This is a genomic window from Maribacter algae, from assembly GCF_047345745.1.
In the GTDB taxonomy this organism is placed as follows: Bacteria; Bacteroidota; Bacteroidia; order Flavobacteriales; family Flavobacteriaceae; genus Maribacter.
In genome coordinates, this window is the sequence record NZ_JBLFES010000001.1 from 215,646 (window position 1) to 236,601 (window position 20,956).

24 protein-coding genes are annotated in these 20,956 nt (G+C 39.4%); 12 read left to right on the forward strand and 12 right to left on the reverse strand.

The features are described from left to right. The first annotated feature begins 5 nt into the window (after positions 1-5). The 10 genes from sufC to ACKWBX_RS01050 all read left to right on the forward strand — a co-directional run bounded on the left by sufC (position 6) and on the right by ACKWBX_RS01050 (position 7,683). Positions 6-758: a Fe-S cluster assembly ATPase SufC gene (sufC, locus tag ACKWBX_RS01005; protein ID WP_413966775.1), complete on the forward strand. Its 753-nt coding sequence runs from the start codon at positions 6-8 to the stop codon at positions 756-758. A 73-nt stretch (positions 759-831) separates the two neighbouring features. Then, entirely contained in the window at positions 832-2,148 is a 1,317-nt protein-coding gene (gene sufD / locus ACKWBX_RS01010) for a Fe-S cluster assembly protein SufD (RefSeq protein WP_413966776.1), read from the forward strand. 99 nt (positions 2,149-2,247) lie between these two features. Further along, positions 2,248-2,901, forward strand: a complete 654-nt coding sequence (locus ACKWBX_RS01015) for a porin family protein (RefSeq protein ID WP_413966777.1) — start codon at positions 2,248-2,250, stop codon at positions 2,899-2,901. 144 nt (positions 2,902-3,045) lie between these two features. Beyond that, positions 3,046-3,612: an outer membrane protein gene (locus tag ACKWBX_RS01020; protein ID WP_413966778.1), complete on the forward strand. Its 567-nt coding sequence runs from the start codon at positions 3,046-3,048 to the stop codon at positions 3,610-3,612. A 73-nt stretch (positions 3,613-3,685) separates the two neighbouring features. Beyond that, positions 3,686-4,900 carry an aminotransferase class V-fold PLP-dependent enzyme gene (locus ACKWBX_RS01025; RefSeq protein ID WP_413966779.1) on the forward strand — a complete coding sequence of 405 codons (1,215 nt, stop codon included), beginning with the start codon at positions 3,686-3,688 and terminating at the stop codon, positions 4,898-4,900. Between the two features lie 102 nt (positions 4,901-5,002). Next, complete coding sequence (locus ACKWBX_RS01030; protein WP_413966780.1) at positions 5,003-5,425, forward strand: SufE family protein; 423 nt, start codon at positions 5,003-5,005, stop codon at positions 5,423-5,425. A 5-nt stretch (positions 5,426-5,430) separates the two neighbouring features. Continuing rightward, positions 5,431-5,763 (forward strand): SUF system Fe-S cluster assembly protein, encoded by a 333-nt coding sequence (locus tag ACKWBX_RS01035; protein ID WP_413966781.1) that lies wholly within the window; start codon positions 5,431-5,433, stop codon positions 5,761-5,763. Positions 5,764-5,819: 56 nt separating this feature from the next. Then, entirely contained in the window at positions 5,820-6,068 is a 249-nt protein-coding gene (locus ACKWBX_RS01040) for a four helix bundle protein (protein WP_413966782.1), read from the forward strand. 103 nt (positions 6,069-6,171) lie between these two features. Then, positions 6,172-6,675 carry a DUF2480 family protein gene (locus ACKWBX_RS01045; RefSeq protein ID WP_413966783.1) on the forward strand — a complete coding sequence of 168 codons (504 nt, stop codon included), beginning with the start codon at positions 6,172-6,174 and terminating at the stop codon, positions 6,673-6,675. 69 nt (positions 6,676-6,744) lie between these two features. After that, a complete protein-coding gene (locus ACKWBX_RS01050) occupies positions 6,745-7,683 on the forward strand; it encodes a DUF3078 domain-containing protein (RefSeq protein ID WP_413966784.1) in 939 nt (312 codons plus the stop codon). Positions 7,684-7,951: 268 nt separating this feature from the next. Here the strand turns inward: ACKWBX_RS01050 and hflX are convergent, their stop codons facing one another. Then, positions 7,952-9,163: a GTPase HflX gene (hflX, locus tag ACKWBX_RS01055; RefSeq protein WP_413966785.1), complete on the reverse strand. Its 1,212-nt coding sequence runs from the start codon at positions 9,161-9,163 to the stop codon at positions 7,952-7,954. Between the two features lie 256 nt (positions 9,164-9,419). Between hflX and ACKWBX_RS01060 the strand changes: the two genes are divergently transcribed. Both ACKWBX_RS01060 and ACKWBX_RS01065 read left to right on the forward strand, forming a co-directional pair. Beyond that, on the forward strand, positions 9,420-10,385 hold the full coding sequence (locus tag ACKWBX_RS01060) for an endonuclease/exonuclease/phosphatase family protein (protein WP_413966786.1): 966 nt from the start codon (positions 9,420-9,422) through the stop codon (positions 10,383-10,385). Between the two features lie 180 nt (positions 10,386-10,565). Next, positions 10,566-12,776: a S8 family serine peptidase gene (locus ACKWBX_RS01065; protein WP_413966787.1), complete on the forward strand. Its 2,211-nt coding sequence runs from the start codon at positions 10,566-10,568 to the stop codon at positions 12,774-12,776. A 173-nt stretch (positions 12,777-12,949) separates the two neighbouring features. On the opposite strand, the gene ACKWBX_RS01070 is transcribed toward ACKWBX_RS01065, so the two are convergent. The 11 genes from ACKWBX_RS01070 to ACKWBX_RS01120 form a co-directional block, all read right to left on the reverse strand. Further along, a complete protein-coding gene (locus ACKWBX_RS01070) occupies positions 12,950-13,669 on the reverse strand; it encodes a 3'-5' exonuclease (protein WP_413966788.1) in 720 nt (239 codons plus the stop codon). 23 nt (positions 13,670-13,692) lie between these two features. Then, positions 13,693-14,193, reverse strand: coding sequence for a nuclear transport factor 2 family protein (locus tag ACKWBX_RS01075; protein WP_413966789.1), 501 nt, complete (start codon positions 14,191-14,193; stop codon positions 13,693-13,695). Between the two features lie 72 nt (positions 14,194-14,265). Continuing rightward, entirely contained in the window at positions 14,266-14,739 is a 474-nt protein-coding gene (locus ACKWBX_RS01080) for a methylated-DNA--[protein]-cysteine S-methyltransferase (protein ID WP_413966790.1), read from the reverse strand. A 12-nt stretch (positions 14,740-14,751) separates the two neighbouring features. Further along, positions 14,752-15,915: a CNNM domain-containing protein gene (locus tag ACKWBX_RS01085; RefSeq protein ID WP_413966791.1), complete on the reverse strand. Its 1,164-nt coding sequence runs from the start codon at positions 15,913-15,915 to the stop codon at positions 14,752-14,754. Between the two features lie 145 nt (positions 15,916-16,060). Next, positions 16,061-17,050 carry a porphobilinogen synthase gene (gene hemB, locus ACKWBX_RS01090; RefSeq protein WP_413966792.1) on the reverse strand — a complete coding sequence of 330 codons (990 nt, stop codon included), beginning with the start codon at positions 17,048-17,050 and terminating at the stop codon, positions 16,061-16,063. 17 nt (positions 17,051-17,067) lie between these two features. Continuing rightward, on the reverse strand, positions 17,068-17,856 hold the full coding sequence (locus ACKWBX_RS01095) for a PhzF family phenazine biosynthesis protein (protein ID WP_413966793.1): 789 nt from the start codon (positions 17,854-17,856) through the stop codon (positions 17,068-17,070). Positions 17,857-17,860: 4 nt separating this feature from the next. Next, a complete protein-coding gene (locus tag ACKWBX_RS01100; protein WP_413966794.1) occupies positions 17,861-18,010 on the reverse strand; it encodes a hypothetical protein in 150 nt (49 codons plus the stop codon). Positions 18,011-18,013: 3 nt separating this feature from the next. Further along, on the reverse strand, positions 18,014-18,916 hold the full coding sequence (hemF, locus tag ACKWBX_RS01105; protein WP_413966795.1) for an oxygen-dependent coproporphyrinogen oxidase: 903 nt from the start codon (positions 18,914-18,916) through the stop codon (positions 18,014-18,016). Beyond that, positions 18,906-19,442, reverse strand: a complete 537-nt coding sequence (locus ACKWBX_RS01110; RefSeq protein ID WP_413966796.1) for a GNAT family N-acetyltransferase — start codon at positions 19,440-19,442, stop codon at positions 18,906-18,908. Before ACKWBX_RS01110 ends, hemF begins: the two co-directional genes overlap by 11 nt. A 7-nt stretch (positions 19,443-19,449) precedes the next feature. Continuing rightward, positions 19,450-20,481 (reverse strand): uroporphyrinogen decarboxylase, encoded by a 1,032-nt coding sequence (gene hemE / locus ACKWBX_RS01115; protein ID WP_413966797.1) that lies wholly within the window; start codon positions 20,479-20,481, stop codon positions 19,450-19,452. A gap of 51 nt (positions 20,482-20,532) precedes the next feature. After that, complete coding sequence (locus tag ACKWBX_RS01120) at positions 20,533-20,889, reverse strand: four helix bundle protein (protein ID WP_413966798.1); 357 nt, start codon at positions 20,887-20,889, stop codon at positions 20,533-20,535. Positions 20,890-20,956: the final 67 nt, after the last annotated feature.

Consider the following 20,956-nt stretch of genomic DNA (forward strand, 5'->3'; position numbering starts at 1 on the left):
CGGTTATGTTGAAAATTAACAATCTACACGCTCAAGTAGAGGACAAGGAAATATTAAGAGGTATCAATCTAGAGGTAAAAGCTGGGGAAGTCCATGCCATTATGGGACCGAACGGTTCCGGGAAAAGTACATTGGCTTCCGTAATCGCCGGGAAAGAAGAGTTTGAGGTCACGGAAGGTTCCGTTGAACTGGATGGTGAGGATTTAGAGGATATAGCTCCCGAGGAAAGGGCCCATAAAGGCATATTCCTTTCGTTTCAATATCCAGTGGAGATTCCTGGGGTTTCGGTAACGAACTTTATGAAGACGGCAATCAATGAATCCAGAAAAGCCAAAGGACTAGAAGATATGCCCGCCAATGAGATGTTAAAAATGATTCGTGAGAAATCGGAATTATTGGAAATCGATAGAAAATTCTTGAGTCGCTCTTTAAACGAAGGATTCTCCGGAGGGGAAAAAAAGAGAAACGAGATATTTCAAATGGCCATGCTAGAACCTAAAGTTGCTATTTTGGATGAGACGGATTCCGGTTTGGATATTGATGCGCTTCGTATCGTAGCCAACGGGGTGAATAAATTAAAGAGTAAGGATAATGCGGTTATCGTGATTACACACTATCAAAGATTGCTGGATTACATTGTCCCGGATTTTGTACACGTATTACATAACGGAAAAATTGTTAAATCAGGAGGAAAGGAACTGGCCTTGGAACTAGAGGAAAAAGGATATGACTGGATTAAACAAGAAGCAACGGTTTAAAAAAGTACATAGTGAAAAGTAATCAGTGTACAGTACTTTTTACTTTATACGCTCTACTTAATACTTTTTAAAAATGGATTTAAAAGACAAATTAATATCTTCTTTCATGGCGTTTGAGAATAACGTGGACTTGGACCATCCCGTTCACGAAGTTCGTACTGCTGCGATAAAGAATTTTGAGGAAAAGGGTTTTCCCAGTAAAAAGGAAGAAGCCTGGAAATATACTTCGTTGAATAGCCTACAAAAAATTGATTTCAGTATTTTCCCTAAAGAGGAAAATGCCTTGGAATATAAAGACGTAAAACGCTATTTTCTTCATGAGATAGATACTTATAAAATCGTTTTTATCGATGGTATTTACAGCTCTTATCTTTCGGAAACCACACATGATGGTGTTGACATTTGTTTGATGAGTTCCGCTTTGACCAAAGAAATGTACAAGCCCGTCATAGATGTATATTTCAACAAGGTTGCTTCAAAGGAGGAGTCGTTGACTACGCTGAATACCGCTTTTAGTAGAGAAGGGGCTTACATCTACATTCCTAAGAACAAGATGCCTAAAAAGCCTATCGAAATTTTAAATTTTGCAACGGGCAATGAGGCCTCTTTGATGTTGCAGCCGAGAAATTTGGTAGTTGTAGAAGAAAACGCAGAAGTTCAGATTATTGAGCGCCATCAAAGTTTAACAACGAACGAAATCCTCACCAATTCGGTTACCGAAATTTTCGCAGCGGAAAGTGCTATTGTAGATTACTATAAAATTCAGAACGATGCCGCTACCGCATCATTGATAGACAATACTTATATCAATCAAAAGAATAAAAGTGTTGTAAAGGTGCATACCTTTTCATTTGGTGGAAAGTTGACAAGGAACAATTTGAATTTTTACCAGAATGGCGAGTATATAGATTCCATCATGAAGGGGGTCACTATCTTGGGCGAAAAGCAACATGTAGATCATCACACTTTGGTACATCATATAGAACCAAACTGCGAGAGCCACCAAGATTATAAAGGAATTTACGGCGAGAACTCCACCGGGGTCTTCAACGGTAAAATTATAGTGGATAAGATTGCGCAAAAGACGAATGCGTTTCAGCAGAACAACAATATTCTAATCAGCGATAAAGCTACCATTAATACAAAACCGCAATTAGAGATTTTTGCGGATGATGTAAAATGTTCTCACGGTTGTACGATAGGTCAATTGGATGAAGATGCTTTGTTCTACATGCAATCTCGAGGTATTCCTAAAAAAGAGGCTAGGGCACTTTTAATGTATGCATTTGCCAATAACGTTCTGGAGAGCGTAAAGATTCAGGAAGTTAAGGCAAGAATCAATAAGTTGATAGCCAAAAAACTTGGGGTGAATCTTGGGTTTGATTTGTAGGAATCTAAAAACAAGTTATGAAAACTCCCTCGTCAGTATTTGACGAAGGAGTTTTTGTTTTATATTGCGTTTCTCATTTGAATTTGCCAATTCCAGCTCATGAAAAATCTAACGTTACTTGTATTCATCCTCATATCTTGTTGTTCCAACATTCAATCGCAGGAGATTAATTTTGGAGTTAAGGGAGGGTTGAATTTGTCAACGGTTACGGGAGATGTTAGTGATGCTGTTAATCCTAGGTTGGCTTATCATTTTGGAGGATTTATGAATCTACCTATTTCAAATAGAATATCTGTAAATCCTGAAATTTTATATTTTTCTATAGGCAGTACAACTAATATTTCAATTGAAGAGCTTCGAATTTTTAATGTTGAACCGACTCCAGTTTTAAACTCAAATTTAAGATCGGTGCAAAGAGCTAATTTTTTAGTGATTCCTTTGAACCTGAGATATAATTTTACCAATAGATTTGGTTTGGATTTTGGTCCTCAAATAGGTTTTCTACTCAATACAGTAAACAAACTAAAAGAATCCTTTCAAGCGGATGATAATTTGGAGAGACAGTCTAGTCCTGGAGATTTCAGAACAGATTATGGTGCTAATCTGGGGCTTACCTTTTTTGTTAATGATCAGTTGAACTTTCAACTCAGATACTATCAGGGGCTGAAAAATTTAAACAGAGGAAGGTTTGCAGCGGAATTTCAAACATTTAATGTTGCACTACAACTTTCCGCTGGCTACGTGCTTTTCTAAAACCGGCTCAAAAAAAGAATCCTGTTAGGAATTCATTAAGCCACTATTAACGCTTCTTTGTGTTAGTATTAACTATTTGTTAGATTTTCCTACACTGTATTTCAACTAGTTTAGCAGTTCAATCTTAACCAAAAAACAATTAAAATGACAAAAAAATTACTTTTTTTAGGTTTTCTTTTTACTATCTTTTTTTCCAACGCACAAGATAAAAAATGGAGTTTAGAAGCTAGTTATCCCTTATGGGTTGGTGATAATTTTGGGAATGATGCAGATGGAATATTAGATATTGGAATTAAATACAGAGTTTTGGATTTTAATATTGTTGAATTGGGAGCTAGCATGAACACTGCGTTATTCCATGAAAATATTAGGTCGTTCGATATACCTCAGTCAGATGATTTTGACGAAACTGATTGGATATTCCAGCCAAGAATCTTCGGAGAATTTCAAATACCAGGCATTAAAAAATTACGTCCAAACCTTGGACTTGGGTATACAATCGTAAGCTCAAATTTTGAAGGCATGCTTAATGGTCAAGATTTTTCAAACAAGAATTCATACGGTGGTTTCAATATTAATTTAGGGATTTCATACGATGTATGGAATAACTTTTTTATTCAGGCGCAATACGATTATATTTCGTTGGATGTTGAATTCCGGGACAATCTTGATTTAGGTATTTTTAAAGCCGGGATAGGATATCGATTCTAAACCTCTAAATTCTAGTATATCTCCACCAATTTCATAGGTATTGTGGGTATCTTTGTATTCTATTTGAAAGACTATGTTGAATGTAAAAGAAATCCGTAAAGACTTTCCGATTCTTAGCAGGGAAGTTAACGGGAAACCTTTGGTGTATTTGGATAATGCAGCTACTTCGCAGACGCCACTGCAAGTGATTGACGCCATAACGGATTACTATCAAAACTATAATGCCAATATACATAGAGGGGTTCATGCGTTATCGCAAGAAGCCACGGATAAATATGAGGAGGCACGTCAAAAAATACAGCAACATTTCAATGCTGCAAAAGCACATGAAATCATTTTTACCTCGGGTACAACGCATAGTATCAATATTGTTGCGAACGGATTTTCATCGCTTATAAAAAAGGGAGACGAAATTTTGGTTTCGGCCATGGAACACCATTCCAATATCGTACCCTGGCAAATGCTCTGTGAACGTACAGGGGCTGTTTTAAAGGTAATCCCGATGAACCAAGAAGGAGAACTGCTGATGGATGTCTATGATGAGCTCCTTTCGGATAAAACGAAATTGGTTTTTTGCAACCATATTTCCAATGCGCTAGGGACCATTAATCCCATTGAAGAGATTATTGAAAAAGCACATGAAACGGGAGCGGCCGTTTTAATAGACGGTGCACAAGCTGCTCCACATTTAGTGGCAGATGTCCAAAAATTGGATGTAGATTTCTATACGGTCTCGGCACATAAAATTTGTGGACCTACAGGCGTTGGGATGCTTTACGGGAAGGAAGACTGGCTCAAGAAACTTCCACCGTATCAAGGTGGTGGGGAGATGATCGCGGAAGTCACTTTTGAAAAAACGACCTATGCAGATTTACCGCACAAGTTTGAGGCAGGAACGCCCAATATTTGTGGAGGTATCGCTTTTGGGGCTGCTCTGGATTACATGAACGCTATCGGTTTTGAGGCTATTGCGGCGTATGAACACGAACTTTTGGAATATGCTACGGAAGAATTGCTAAAAATAGAGGGACTCAAAATTTATGGTACCGCCAAAAATAAAACTTCCGTGATTTCTTTTAATATTGATGGGTTGCATCCTTATGATATCGGCACTATTCTGGACAAGTTGGGGATTGCAGTACGCACAGGACATCACTGTGCACAACCTATTATGGACTTCTACAAAATTCCGGGTACCGTTCGCGCAAGTTTTTCTTTCTACAACACCAAAGAAGAGGTCGATGTGCTGGTCGAGGGAGTTAAAAGAGCAAGAAATATGCTGCTATAAGCCAATTGTTATCCTTCTCTTAAACAATTGAAAACCAAACTTACTTATCGTATTTTTGTGAGTATAAAAATTTCTCTCCTTTGGGGAGATTAAGAGGGGCTAATGCAAATAAAGGAAATACAGGAAGAGATTGTAGAGGAGTTTTCAATGTTCGATGATTGGATGCAGCGCTATGAATATATGATCGAGTTAGGGAAATCGCTTCCATTGATAGAGGAAGAGTACAAGACAGACGATAATATCATAAAAGGTTGCCAAAGCAAGGTTTGGGTGCATGCGGAACTGAATGATAACAAATTGGTATTTACGGCAGATAGCGATGCTATTATCACCAAAGGCATCATTGCAATCCTGATCAGAGCTTTTAGCAATCAAAAGCCCCAGGATATTATTGATGCGGATACCCAATTTATAGACGATATTGGACTTAAGGAACATTTGTCCGCCACTAGGGCCAACGGCCTGGTAAGCATGATCAAACAGATCAAGTTGTATGCTGTAGCGTATCAAACTCAATTAAACTAAAAATTATGAGCGAAGAAATACAAGATGCAGATCAGCCAGAATTGGGCGAAAAAATCGTAAAAGTGCTGAAGACCATTTATGATCCGGAAATACCGGTGGATATTTATGAATTGGGCCTTATTTATGATGTTTTGGTCAATGAAGAGAGCGAGGTAAAGATTCTCATGACCCTAACATCACCCAACTGCCCCGTTGCGGAAACACTTCCGGTCGAGGTAGAGGAAAAGGTAAAATCTATCAATGAAATAAAGGATGCCGAGGTCGAGATTACTTTTGACCCTCCTTGGACGCAAGATGCCATGAGCGAAGAAGCCAAGCTGGAATTGGGAATGTTATAGATTTAAGAGGTAAGATATCAGATGTCAGTAGATAAGGGTTTTGAGCAAATTATATCATGGAAGAAATCCAGGGAATTAAACAAAAAAATTATAGACTTACAACAAAAAATAATTTTTCAAAAGATTTTGCATTAAGAGACCAAATAAGAAGAGCATCAATATCGATTTCATCTAACATTGCCGAAGGGTATGGACGAAAAACAAATAAAGAGTTTGTCTATTTTCTAAATGTGGCCCAAGCTTCATGTTATGAAGTAAATCGCAGCTATATCTCGCCTTGGATATTAAGTACGTTGACCAGCTAGAATTCGATAACGTATATTTTACTTGTGATGAAATATCTAGAACTATTCATGGGTTGATAAAGCATCTAGAAGCTAAAATCTGATAACTGACAACTGATTTCTTATGTCTGAAATAGTAAATAAAGTAGCACAAAGCAAACTCGTTACGTTCGATTTGGAAGACTATTATCCAAAGGGGCAACGAATAACACTCGACATTAAAGATTGGCTTTATGAGGGTCTTATTCTTCGGGAAAAGGAATTTAGAGCACGTCTTAATGAGCAGGACTGGTCAATTTATCAAGATACCTACGTTGCCTTAGGATGTTCTACCGATGCCATTATCCCGGGTTGGGCCTATATGCTGTTGACTACAAAACTTCAGCCTTATGCCAAGAAAATAGTTCAGGGGAGCTTAGAAGATTTGGAGACCTCCTTATATCAATCTATAATAGAGAACTTGGATGTAACCAACTTTAAGGATAAACCCGTAATCATAAAAGGGTGCAGTAACAAGCCTGTTCCGCCCAATGCATATCTAATGCTCGCACAGCGATTACAACCTGTCGCAAAGTCCGTTATGTACGGCGAAGCATGTTCTTCCGTTCCACTTTACAAAAGAAAATAGAATTATTTTTCCTGTTAAAAATGCTACTATTCTTACATTTGTGTTTATAAAACACTAAACACTATTATCATGAAAAACATTTTTTTAATCGCTATTATGTTACTTGCCTGCACTCTTGGATTCTCCCAAACCGATATGCAGACGGCGGAAGAACTGAAGGCTCAAATGGGTCCTAAGAAAGATTCTATTGCTGCGATTCAGGGTAGAATAGATGCGATACAAGGTAAAATAGATGCGTTGCCCGGTTGGAGAAAAGGCGCTTTTGGAACTTTGGGCCTAAATCTTTCGGGGTTCAATAATTGGTACGGGCAGGGAACACCAAATAACTCATCCGGTAATATTGGTATTACGGGAAATGCCTTCGCCAATCTAAAACGGGAAAAATATTTCTGGAACAACTCCTTAAATGTTAATCTCCAATGGGTAAAATTAGACGATAAGGACGACCCGGACGATAGTGAGGATTTTAATGGAACTACTGATGTTTTTAATGTTACCTCCCTATTTGGTTATAACCTGAGCAAGAAGTTCGCTATTTCTGCCTTGGCAGAGTACCGTACCTCAATCATCAATAATTTTAATGATCCCGGTTACCTGGATTTTGGTGTGGGAGCAACGTGGTTGCCCATTGAAAACATGGTCGTTGTTATTCATCCGTTAAACTACAATTTTGTTTTTGCTGAAAACGATGCCGTTTATGAGTCTTCTACAGGTGCCAAGATAGTAGTTGATTATACGAGGAGCATTGGTGCGATAAACTTTAAGACAAACTTTTCCACCTTCCAAAGTTATAAGAGTGGAGACCTCTCTAACTGGACATGGATCAATTCCTTTGGATATACCTTATGGAAAGGTATTGGGCTGGGATTTGAGTTTGGATTGAGAAATAACAAACAAGAAGCATTGGCCAATGCACTTGCAACAGGAGTAACTCCTGTACCAACATTTGAAAACGTAGACAACCCTGTGCAGAGCTATTGGTTGTTCGGTCTTAATTATTCCTTATAATTCAACAGGAAATACTACAATAAAAAAGCCCTCTATTCAGAGGGCTTTTCAGGTTAAGTAAGTATCGTAAAATTTGGGGTTTTTACGCTTTGTTATGTAAGCTAAATATCAATTTGGGGTTAATACCATTGCTTAATCACACTGTAAATCTACGGCAACAATTCACCTTCACAGCATTTATGTTGTGAACGTATTCTAAAATGTGGTGAATAATATCAATGGTTTGTTCTGATCGATGAACTACCTAAAATAGGTGTGTAGTTCATCGTCAATGTGCATCCAAATGCTCAGGGTAAAGGAAATTGTTATAAGGAAAACGGGTTACTTGAATGTCTCTCACCTCATCATAAACTCGCTTTCTAAATTCGTCTAAATTTTGTTTGTTCAGTGCAGAGATGAACAAGGCCCTATCACCTACTTTTTCCATCCAGGTTTTTTTCCAGTCGGCAATGGTGAAATGCTTTGTAGTTTTTTCGGTCACCAAATCGTCTTCAGCTATGGTTTCATTTTTATGAAGGTCTATTTTGTTAAAGACCATAATGGTCTTTTTATCGGCACTTTTAATTTCGTCCAATATTTGATTAACGGAATCTATATGCTCCTCAAACTGCGGATGCGAAATATCCACAACGTGAAGTAACAGATCTGCTTCGCGAACTTCATCCAAAGTACTTTTGAAACTTTCAACCAATTGTGTGGGGAGTTTTCTAATAAAACCTACGGTATCGCTCAGTAAAAAAGGCAAATTCCCGATGACTACTTTACGAACGGTCGTATCCAAAGTGGCAAAGAGCTTGTTTTCCGCAAAGACATCGCTCTTACTAATAACGTTCATCAACGTAGATTTCCCCACATTGGTATAGCCTACCAAGGCTACGCGGACCAATGCACCTCTGTTGCCCCGTTGTGTCTCCATCTGCCGGTCAATTTTCAGCAACTTCTTTTTGAGCAAGGTAATGCGGTCACGGACAATACGCCTATCGGTTTCTATTTCTGTTTCCCCTGGACCGCGCATTCCAATACCGCCCTTTTGCCGTTCCAAGTGCGTCCAAAGTCCGGTAAGCCGTGGCAAAAGGTATTCGTACTGTGCCAGTTCTACTTGTGTACGGGCATAGCTTGTTTGGGCACGTTGTGCAAAAATATCAAGGATAAGACTGGTCCTATCTATAATTTTACAGCGCAATTGTTTTTCAATGTTGCGTTGCTGGGCCGGGGTAAGCTCATCATCAAAAATGACCGAACCTACCTCGTGTTCCTTTACATAGGCTTCTACCGTCTCCATCTTACCGGAACCGATTAAGGTTTTGGGATTGGGCACATCCATACGTTGCACAAATCGTTTCATCACTTCCCCACCGGCGGTATAGGTGAGAAACGCCAATTCGTCCAAATACTCCGTTACTTTTTCTTCGTTCTGCTCCCTATTGATAATTCCTATAAGGACAGCTTTTTCATATTCTGTTTTTTTCTTCTCTAACATATATCCGCAAAGTGCAAAATTAAATAAAAGTCTCTAAGCTATTTTAGTAAATTTATGGTCCTAATCACTTAGAGTCTGTTAAGGTTTTAGTGATAAGAATTGTTATAGACTATTTTTGGTGTTGTTTTAGGCAAAATTTTATAGCATAGCCGTAGCCTATGGTAGAAAATTTTAACGAAGAACGGCGCAAAAAGAAGCATAACAAAATAATTGAATAAAATTTAAACAGGCTCTTTAATCCCTTATGCGTTTTTCATTGTTCAAAAAGAAAACAAACAAACAGTTGTACACGGTTGCATTCTATAACTTGGAAAATCTTTTTGACACCCATAATAATAATCACACGTTGGATGATGATTTTACCCCAAGTGGATTCAAGGAATGGACACCAAAAAGGTACAGTAATAAATTGAATAAACTGGCGAGGACTATTTTTGAAATAGGAAAAGACCTTAATCAGCACGCTCCTGTTCTTGTGGGCGTAGCGGAAGTAGAGAACAACAAGGTGCTAAAGGACCTATTGAATACGAAGCCCTTACAAAATGTGGACTATGGATTTGTACATTATGAATCTCCCGATGAACGGGGTATTGATACGGCACTTCTATATAGAAAGAAGTATTTTGAAGTATTGGAAACGGCTCCATTGCTTTTGATGATCGATAATATAGACGGAGTCAGGGATACAACAAGGGATATATTATACGTTCACGGAAAGTTGAATAAGGAAGAGGTGCATCTTTTTGTAAACCATTGGCCTTCGCGAAGAGACGGTAACGATATCACCGAATATAAGAGAGTGAAAGCTGCTGAGGTCGTAAAAAGGAAGATGGAGGAAATTGAGCTATTGGACCAGAACCCCAATTATATTGTTATGGGCGACTTTAATGATGACCCAAAATCGTTGAGCATTCAAACCTTGATGGAAGACACTAGCTTATTCAATCCTATGGAAAAGCTACACTTGCCGAAAGAGCGTGGGAGTTCTAATTACAAAAAGAGTTGGAGCCTTTTTGATCAGATTATCCTTTCCCATAGCTTTTTCAATTATCAAAAGGGAACCCATAGTTTTTCCAAGGCCAATATTTTTGACGATAAATCCTTAAAAGAGAATAAAGGAAAATATAAAGGAAGTCCTTTCAGGACTTATGTCGGCAAGAAATATTTAGGTGGATATAGCGACCATTTTCCCGTATACATTCTATTGAAATATAATAAGTAGCACTTTTTTATTGAATTAAATTTGTAAGAAAAAACCTATAAACATCAAAAATTAGCACTTTCACAACAACATTATGGTATTGATGATGTCGTTCATCGAATAAACTATTCTTTTTGGATAGAGTCGTTATTTCCATTTATATATTTGTAGTCCAAATCTTACAATTTAACCTACGCACCGATGGATTATCAAAAACTAATGACCAATAGGAAAGCTTCCCCCACTTTTTTATTGGTCTTTTTTCTCTCTATTACTTTTACTTGGGCACAGTCCGAAAAGTTAAAATCGATTATAGATAAGGAATATGATTTTTCCAAAATCGGAGCCATGCAGGTAGACCTTGAATTCGACTATGAGGCGAGCAGGGAAAAGACATTAAAGATGGCAAAGTCAAATCATTGGAAGGTCAAAGAAGTGCTTCCTAATGGAAAAAGAATAGAACTTCAGGACGTAGGTACAGATGGTACTCCTCTTTATTATGAAACCTATTCCGATAACGCAAGCCAAGTTTCCAGAGCAGATAAACTACATACAAATGGTGCCATGGGATTGGATATTAATGGTTCCGGAATGCAAATAGGTGTTTGGGATGCGGGAGTTGCCCGTGCTACACATCAAGAATACGACAGCCGGGTGACCATCGCCGATGGAAGCACGGAAATAGATCCGCATGCCACGATGGTCACCGGAAGTATGATTTCCGCCGGAATAAAGAAAGAGGCCAAAGGAGTAGCTTATGCGGCCAGTGTTATTTCACATGATTGGACAAGGGATAAGTTAGAAGCTATGGAAGCTGCCGCAAACGGACTTTTGGTCTCCAACCATTCTTATGGGATCAAGACCGACCGTGTGCCGGACTGGTATTTTGGTTCCTATATCAAAGTAGCGCAAGACTGGGACAAAATAATGTTTAACGCACCTTATTACCTAATGGTTACGGCCGCTGGGAATGCAAGGAACAGTAGGGATAATGAAAGTCCTATTGCAGGGAACGCTACGGATGGTTTTGACTTAATGCTAGGGTTTACCCTGACCAAAAATGGAATTACCGTTGCAGGCGCCGATACCCGGATAGATAAAAACGGAGAACTGAAAAAAGCTACCGTTTCTTCTTACAGTAGTTTTGGACCTGTAGATGACGGTAGAATTAAACCGGACTTAGCTGGTGACGGATCTTCCATTCTTTCCACACATTCTTCCAACAATACCAGTTACAATGTTTCTTCGGGAACCTCTATGGCCACGCCAGGGGTAACGGGTTCATTACTGTTATTGCAACAATATAACGAGCAGTTGTATGGCTCATACCTGAGAGCCGCTACCCTAAAAGGATTGGCTTTGCATACTGCGGACGATGTAGATTCCAAAGGGCCGGATTACAAAATGGGATGGGGAGTAATGAACACACAAAAAGCGGCAAAACTGTTGTTGAACAAAGAATACAGTACCCAAGTGACAGAGGATAATTTAGAAGAGAACGAAACGATACAATTTGAAGTTGAAGCTTCAGGAGATGAAGCTTTGATAGCTTCGATTTCTTGGACGGACCCAGAATCCGAATATCTTAATAGAGGCGTGCTAAACGATAAAACTGCCGCTCTAGTGAATGACTTGGACATCCGTGTTACCAAGAATGGCACCACTTTTTATCCATGGACATTAAATCCTGCCTCTCCAAATGCGGCTGCCGTGCAAGGGGATAACAAAGTAGACCCTTTTGAAAGGATAGAAGTATCAAATGCTGATGGGATATATACGATTACCATAAGTCATAAAGGTACTTTAAAGTATGGGGCACAGGACTTTTCACTTTTGGTATCTGGTGTTAAGATGACTTCTTGTAATGCTGAAGTTCCAGAAAATTTAAATTTGACCGATGCTCAAGAAAATGGTGTTCATTTAAACTGGGAAGGAACGGCAGACGGTTTGTTCGAGGTTCAGTACAAAAACGTTACCAGTGATGATTGGAGAACGACATATGTTTCCGAAGGGTCAAATGAATTAAAAAATTTGGTGGAAGGGGAAACCTATACGGTAAGATTGCGTACGTTTTGTACTAAAAATTTGGCTTCTGAATATACACCGGAATATGAATTTACTTTTGAGGGTACGGAAACAACCCTAGGAACTTTATTAGGGAACGAAACCTTAAGCCATACCGCTGAAATCAACTTTTCCGTGTTTCCAAATCCGGCAGTAGATGTGATACAGTTCAATACCGAGTTCAGCGATACGGCTATGTATCGTATCGTAACCGCTACAGGTGCCGAAATGAAAATAGGAATGGCAAAAAATGCTGAAATCAATGTTTCTGATTTGGCTACCGGATTATACATTATCCAAATACAAGATTTTGGAATGGAGAAAAGCACCAAGTTCTATAAAAACTAATTTGCTGCGACTAGCTTTTTTGGTGATATGATAGAGATGAGCAGTATGAGGTGAAATTCCTTTTAATCAAAATAATTCTCCGATGGCTCCGCCTCACGGTTTCCGGATTCACCTCCCCTTGGGGAAGTCGGAATTGACTTTTGCAATTCTGGGTGGGGCAAGAAATTTTTATTTCAGGGAACTATCTTTTTGATGGCATCGGGCTCCAGTAAAGGCTCATTGCGCAATCGCAAGAAAACCTGAGCGGTGGTTACCACATCCAATTCACAATAAGTGACGATGCGTTCCAAATCCTTGTCCTCATAAAAGACATCTCTCACCATACTCCCATCTATGTCCTCCTTGGGCGATGGAATGCCGAGTACGTGCGCCATCAACTTTAGGGAAGTGTAATGTTTATAATCGCCAAATTTCCAAAGGTCCATCGTATCCAGATGGGGAACTTCCCAAGGCTTCTTACCAAAAAGGTCTAATTTATAGGGTAGCGAAATACTATGGATAATCATCCTTCGGGCAATGTATGGATAATCGAACTCCTTCCCGTTGTGGGCACACAATAGATGTTTGGATTGGTTAAAATGGCCGTTCAACAAGTTTTTAAACTCCTTTAGCAGTTGTACTTCATCCCCATGAAAAGTGGTGACCCTAAAATTTTTGGTATCTCCGTTAATTTTAAAATAACCTACGGAAATACAGATGATTCGTCCAAATTCTGCCCAAATACCGGCCCTGTCGTAAAATTCTTCCGGTGAGAAGTCGTCTTTACGCTGATATCTGGATTTTTGTTCCCAAAGTTCTTTTTTGGCATCGTCCAGCTCATGAAAATTTTCCTTCTCCGGAACCGTTTCAATGTCCAAAAAAAGAATATGTTCCAGATTAATTTTGTAAAGCATGCCTATTTCTTAGGATTATTATTTCAATTTATGATTTTTCCGTCATGAAATCCCGCTCTTTTCCAATTATCTGACTCATATACCCAAATATGGGTCACCCTAAATACACTCTTCCTAATTTCCCCCTTAACTTTATTTTTTACGCTTACCTTTCCCGTAATGACAGCAGTGTTGTCGTAAAAACTCATTTCAATATCATTCATCGTATAGGAAAGAACTTCCAGCGCTCCAGAAATTATTTCTTTTTGCCTTTTTCTTAAATAATTGAACCAAACCTCCTTTCCTATAGCTTTTGAATTCCCATTGGTATGTTGATAACTCTCAGTTACCATGTCATTCAGTTTTTCAATATCACCTTTTTCAAAAGCAGAATTAAAATCATTAAGGGCTTTTAATAGGGTTTCTTTCTTATTGTCTAACTTCTCTGAGCTTGTCTTTTGGTTCTTACAATGGCAAGCAAGTAAGACCAATAACACCAGAAAAAACTTTTTTACTATTGATATTTTAAATGTGATAGTGTTCATCTAAAAGGTATGATTTATCATAATATTTGAAAACAGTTGATCTAGGGTAAAAAAAGATATTTGGATTCCTCCCTAAAAGAGGGTTTGCTGTTTTACAGGGCTTTCATGGTCCAAAAGCCATTTTTTACGGTATAGACCGCCTGCATATCCGGTTAAGGAACCATCACTTCCTATAACTCTGTGACAGGGAACTATAATCCACAAAGGGTTTTTGCCATTGGCGGCAGCTACGGCACGTATTGCTTTTACATCGCCTAGTTTTTTGGATAGCTCCATATACGAAAGGGTCTTGCCGTACGGTATTTTCAATAACTCCTCCCACACGTTTTTTTGAAATGGAGTTCCGGACGCATTTAAGAGAAGGTCAAAATTCTCCCGTTTTCCTTCAAAATATTCCTGTAGTTGATACACGGCATCTTCTAAACTTTCAGGTATTATTGAAGTTACGGGCGCTTCGGAATTCAATACGGTAATTGTGGAAAGTCCGTTTTCATCTCCTTCTATTTTAGCAATTCCCAAAGGCGTATGTACATGTGCGATATCCACAAATGGGTTGAATTAGTTTTCTTTTTTGATGTCGGCTTCCGTTTCGGATACTTCCACTTTAGGGGTCGTAGGTTCTGGTATAACGCCTGCCTCTTTGGCCCTATTTTCCCAATTTCTCCGCGCCAAAACTTGTAAATCGGCCACATTATCGCTTTCATCCATAATTTCTAGGCCTAGCAACGTTTCAATAACATCTTCCATGGTTACGATACCGCTCACGGACCCGTATTCATCCACTACAAGTGCTATATGTTCCCTTTTTGCGATCAAGGTATCGAACAATTTAGGGATGGGAGTGCTTCTCCGCGTCACCAAAATATCCCTTCTAATTTCGCCTAGGGGCAAATCTCCATTATTATTGATAATCTCCTCATACACATTGTCCTTTAGAACAAAACCAGAGATATTATCCATTTTTTCACGGAAAACGGGTATCCTCGAAAATCGGAGTTTTGGATTTTCTTCAAAAAAAGACTGAATTGTTTTTTCTTCGGAAGCAATTTTCATGACTGCCCTAGGTGTCATGATATCCTTTACCAATACTTCATCAAAGCGCAATAGATTTTTGATGATGGTGGATTCGGATTTCTCAAAAACACCTTCCTCGTGCGCCATATCCGTCATTACGGTAAAGTCTTCACGGCTCAAAACACTTCCATGATGTCCTTTTCCGCCTACAAGTCTGGTAAAAAGTTGTAACAGCCACAAAAGACCTGTATATTTTAAGCCCAATACCATTATATTCAAAGCTTTTGCCGTAAAGTTGGCCAACTGTCTCCAGTATGTCGCGCCAATGGTTTTTGGAATGATTTCCGAAGCTACCAGAATTAGGATGGTCATTATAGTGGAAACTACTCCTACCATAAGGTCTTCTGTAAACGAAATTCCGAAAATACTGCGTTGGGTACTTCCATAGAGTTCCGCATAAGCTACTTTGGCTTGTACTCCTACCAGAATAGCACCCACGGTATGGGCAATGGTATTGAGTGTTAAAATAGCAATAAGGGGTTTGTCCACATCTTTTTTAAGCGATTCCAACGTACTGGCATAAGACTTGCCCTCCCTTTTTTTAACATTTACGAAAGTTGGTGTAATGCTTAGCAATACTGCTTCCAAAATTGAACAGAGGAAGGAAAAAAATATAGATATAACTGCGTAAAAGATGAGTAGTCCCATAGGGTTGATTTATGGGACTAAGATACAAATTATTGGAAGCTAAAATGGCACTCGGCATTTTGTAATGTACCTTACAAAAAACGACACTAAACAGGAACCTAAAAAAGTATTACGCTATTAAATAAACCAAAAAGTATAAAAGGAGTTACCCCATTAGTTTAACCGCATCTTTGGCAAAATAACTGGCAATGATGTTCGCGCCGGCGCGCTTTATGGCAATAAGTTGTTCCATCATCACGGAATCATGGTCCAGCCATCCTTTTTCTGCGGCAGCTTTCAGCATGGCATATTCTCCCGAGACCTGATAGACCGCAACAGGTACATCAACTTCGTTTTTGATTTCCCGGACGATATCCAAATAGCATAATCCAGGTTTGACCATAACGATATCGGCCCCTTCATCAATATCCATTTGGGTTTCACGGATGGCTTCAAACCTATTGGCAGAGTCCATTTGATAAGTGCTTTTATTTTTAGGCACGTTTTTGATATCCACGGGAGCAGAATCCAAAGCATCGCGAAACGGGCCGTAAAATGCGCTTGCGTATTTTGCGCTATAGCTCATAATCCCGGTATTGGTAAAACCTTCATCTTCCAAGGCTTCCCGAATGGAGAGAATACGACCGTCCATCATATCACTGGGCGCTACAAAATCCGCTCCAGCCTGCGCATGGGAAACGCTCATTTCTGCCAAAACCTCGACTGTTTCGTCGTTTAGAATTTGACCATCCGCTACGATACCGTCATGGCCGTAGGAAGAAAAAGGATCCAATGCCACATCTGTCATGACCAACATATCCGGGCAGGCATTTTTAACGGTTTTAATGGCCAATTGCATCAGTCCGTTGGGATTAAGTGCTTCCGTGCCCTTATTGTCCTTTAAATCGTCCGAAACCTTTACGAAAAGGAGCACGGCGCAGAGCCCCATATTCCAAAGTTCCTTGACTTCTTTTTCAAGCTGGTCCAAGCTCAATCTATAATAATTGGGCATTGAGGAAATCTCCTCTTTTACGCCTTTTCCCTCAACCACAAAAAGAGGTACTAAAAAGTCGCTCGGCGTGATAATGGTTTCACGCACTAAGTGCCGAATGGCTTCATTGCTGCGTAATCTTCTATTTCTTATGAGTGGGTACATGGCTTTGCGTTTAATGTTTATATTTCTATATCTCCTATTAGATAAGGTACGGCCTTTCCTGAAATTTTTATGCGTTCCCCTAAAAATTCACAGTTTAAATCTCCTCCTCTTGAGGATACTTGTTTGGCCGTCATTTTGGTTTTGCCAAGTGTTTTAGACCAAAACGGTGTTAAGGTTGTATGTGCCGAACCGGTTACGGGGTCTTCGGGCACACCACATTGCGGTGCGAAAAAGCGCGATACAAAATCCACTTCGTTTCCTTTGGCGGAGATAATGACCCCGCGACAATCCAACTGGTCGAGCAAATGAAAATTTGGCCGTATTTCTTCAATTTCGGATTGAGTGGAATAAATAAGAAGGTAATCCGTTTTTCCTCTAAAAGTTTCCAAAGGAACTTTGCCAATAGCCTTATTGATAGCTTCGTTAAAAGGTACGGATTGTAAATCATCTGCCGGAAAATCTAGGGTCATCCAGCCATTATTCTCTTTCTCCACAATTAGTTCTCCACTTCTTGGAGATAAAAACCGGATGGTATTTTCTTTATAATTATAGTAATTGAAGAGTACAAAAGCTGCTGCCAACGTGGCATGTCCGCAAAGGTCTACTTCTACTTCCGGGGTAAACCAGCGTAGGGTATAGCAATCGTTATCTTTTACGGCAAAGGCTGTTTCTGCCAAATTATTCTCAGCGGCAATATTTTGCATCAATTTATCTGAAATCCAATTTTCAAGAATACATACCGCAGCAGGATTCCCACTAAAAACATGGTCGGTAAACGCATCAATCTGATATATTTTTTGTTTCATAGTGTTACATAGCCGTTTTCGATTTGGCTACAATAGCTTTCAAACGTTCTTTTCGTAAGGCTGACTCTTTTTTGAGCTTGTTCTTTTTGCGTTCCATTAATTTGGAATGTTTTGCCTTGTTGATTGTATTTTTTGCTTTTCTCTTTTTCGCCATACTTCACACCCAAGTTTCAGGTTTCTTTAAAACTTGAAGTAGTCGCTCCTCTTCACTTCCCTTTTCCGGTTGATGGTCATAACGCCATTGCACGTGTGGTGGTAGGCTCATCAAAATACTTTCAATACGACCATTGGTCCTCAGACCAAAAAGGGTTCCCTTGTCATGTACAAGATTAAATTCTACGTAACGCCCCCTTCTGATTTCTTGCCAATCCCTTTGCACAGGAGTGTAGTCAAGATTTTTTCGTTTTGTAACAATCGGTATATAACTATTTAAAAAGCTGTTTCCTACCTCTGTGACAAAGTCATACCAAGCTTGCATGTTCATTTCATCCGTAGCTTTGCAATAATCGAAGAAAAGTCCGCCTACACCCCGAGCTTCGTTTCGGTGAGCGTTCCAAAAATACGCATCGCATCGTTTTTTATACTTATTATAAAAATCCGGATAATGCTTGTCACAGGCTTCTTTGCATATGGTATGAAAATGCTTGGCATCTTCATCGAACAAATAATAGGGCGTTAAATCCTGACCGCCACCAAACCATTGGTCAACTAGGTTCCCCTGTTTGTCATACATTTCAAAATAACGCCAGTTGGCATGGACTGTCGGAACCATGGGGTTTTTGGGGTGAAGCACCAAACTGAGCCCACAAGCATAAAAATCGGCGTCTTCAACACCAAAATAGGCCTGCATACTTTTGGGCAATGCTCCATGTACCCCAGAAATATTAACGCCTCCTTTTTCAAAGACGGCTCCGTTCTCGATTACACGTGTACGACCGCCACCTCCTTCAGGGCGTTTCCAAATATCTTCTTGAAATTTGGCCGTACCATCAACGGCTTCCAGCTTTTGGGTGATAGTATCCTGTAATGCTAGAATGTATGCGTAGAATTTATCTTTCATAACTACGTTCGTAAAGTTCCATATCCAAGGCGATGCTATTTGGCGGGGTGAATTTCTTCGGCAAGGTAGCCTTCCATAGAAATCCACAATTTTCCGCAACTTTTATGCTTTTTGTATTTTCTTTGTTGACGATAATTTGTAGGGTTTTTAAGCCTTGTTTAAAAGCCCAATCACATATGGCCGAAACACTTTTGGAAATATAGCCTTTGCCCTCAAAAGTATAGCTTACCGCATATGCTAGTTCGCCCTGACCCTTTTCCCAATCCAATTCTTTGAGATAAATAAGCCCGATAATAGTTCGATCGGTTTTTTCTTTCAATATGAACAGAAACTCTTCTTTCTTTTGAAACGCTTTTACTTTTTTTGACGTAAAATAACCTGCCAAGTCCGGCGTAAGATTCGCTTTTAAGGTTTCAGGGAAATATTTTTTAAAACGGTCCGCATTGATAGTCACAAAATCACACAAACGCCAAGCATGTTTTTCATGCACAGGTTCTATGATATGGCTATCGAATTCAGTGGTCATCATTTCATTAAGACGGACTCTTATATTCCTTTACCGCGTCCACAAAGGCTTTTGCATTATCCAAGGGAATATTGGGCAATATGCCGTGACCTAAATTTACTACATATTGGTCTTTTCCAAATTCATTGATCATTTGCGTTACCATCTTTTTTATTTCCGATGGAGGCGATAATAATCGAGAAGGGTCAAAATTGCCTTGTAAGGTGATGTTTCCACCGGACAAATACCTGGCATTTCTTGGGGAGCAGGTCCAATCTACCCCTAAGGCCGAAGCGCCAGACTTAGCCATATCACCTAAGGCAAACCAACATCCTTTCCCGAAAACGATTACGGGAGCGTAATCTTTTAAGGCATCAATAATCTGTTGGATATACTGAAACGAAAATTCTTGATAATCCGTAGGCGAGAGCATTCCTCCCCAGGAATCGAATACCTGAACGGCATTTACGCCTGCTTTTACTTTCGCTTTTAGATAGGCAATAGTCGTATCCGTTATTTTTTGGAGCAGCTCATGTGCTACGGTCGGTTGGGTAAAACAAAGTTCTTTGGCCTTGTCAAACGTTTTACTGCCCTGTCCCTGCACACAATAACATAAAATGGTCCAAGGAGAACCTGCAAAACCGATTAACGGAATCTCATTGTCCAGTTTTTCTTTGGTGGCTTTTACGGCTTCCATGACGTAGCCCAAAGCATCGTTTACATCTGGGACGATGACACGGTCCAAATCTTTTTGCGAACGAATCGGATTGGGCAAGTACGGCCCAAAATTGGGCTTCATTTCTACCTCAATATTCATAGCTTGTGGAATTACTAAAATATCGGAAAATAGAATGGCGGCGTCCATCCCATAACGGCGTATAGGCTGTACGGTAATCTCAGAAGCCAATTCCGGAGTTTGGCAGCGCGTAAAGAAATCGTACTTTTTTTTGATTTCCATAAACTCCGGTAAATATCGCCCGGCTTGACGCATCATCCACACCGGTGGCCGTTCGACGATTTCGCCTCTAAGGGCTCTAAGGAATAAATCGTTTTTTATCATTTTGATGTATAAGCTTTTAGCAATTGGCCTTTGGATATGAGCGCTTTGCTTTTAGCGTTTTTTTATTTTAGTTATAAGGCTATTTATCATCCTAGCTTCTTGTTGAATCAAATCAAGGACAGGCTTTAATTCTTTTGATGGAATAAATTTTAACTCTTGTGCTATTATTAATTGTGTTTCGACTTCAAAGAGTGAACCTATTGAAATTTCCAAATACCTTTTAAATTCGATTTCACTGTTTCTACTACACCCTTCTGCAATATTTGAAGGAACTGAAACTACTGCTCTAGTAATTTGAGACCGAAGACCAAATCGCTCATTAGAAGGTAGTTTTTCAGAAAATTTGTAAACTATCTTCACTAATTCAATACCATTCTTCCAAATTTCAAGTTTTCTAAAGTCTCTCATATTTCTTTTGTTCCAACAGCCAACAGCCAACAGCCAACAGCCAACAGCCAACAGCCAACAGCCAACA